Raw genomic sequence first — 392 nt, 5'->3', positions numbered from 1 at the left:
GCGTTGGTCGAGCCAACTGCACAAACTCCACATCCGGGCAGTCAAATCCCTCCGAGAAGATATCCACATTCACCAACACCTGTATAGGAGCAAGTCCATCAGCAAGTCTATCAGCAGCCCCATCAGCAGCCCCATCAGCAAGTCCATCAGCAGCCCGCAAGCAAGCAGCACCCAGGCGGTCCCATCCCGCACAATCTGGCGAGACCTTTGACACCTCCTTTGATGCGCCAGCCGACAAAAAATCTGGCGAGACCTTTGATGGTCCGCCAACCATAGAGCGTAGCGGTTCTGAGCACCGGAGGGCGGTTACATCCCCTGTCCCCTGAGGGGAAAGGGGCTTGGGGAAAGCGGTGGAGCCCTCTTTGGAAAGAGGGACGGGGTGATTCGAAAAA

General features: G+C 57.1%; 1 pseudogene. It reads right to left on the bottom strand.

Going from position 1 to position 392, the window contains the following annotated elements:
• Positions 1-392, bottom strand: a pseudogene (locus ACQRBJ_RS16280) (hypothetical protein); the annotation flags it as partial.

Origin of the sequence: Prevotella sp. SGI.167 (genome assembly GCF_050313615.1) — a bacterium.
In the GTDB taxonomy this organism is placed as follows: Bacteria; Bacteroidota; Bacteroidia; order Bacteroidales; family Bacteroidaceae; genus Prevotella.
The sequence above is the reverse complement of the archived record's forward strand: the minus strand, read 5'-3'. Positions and strand labels throughout refer to the sequence as shown.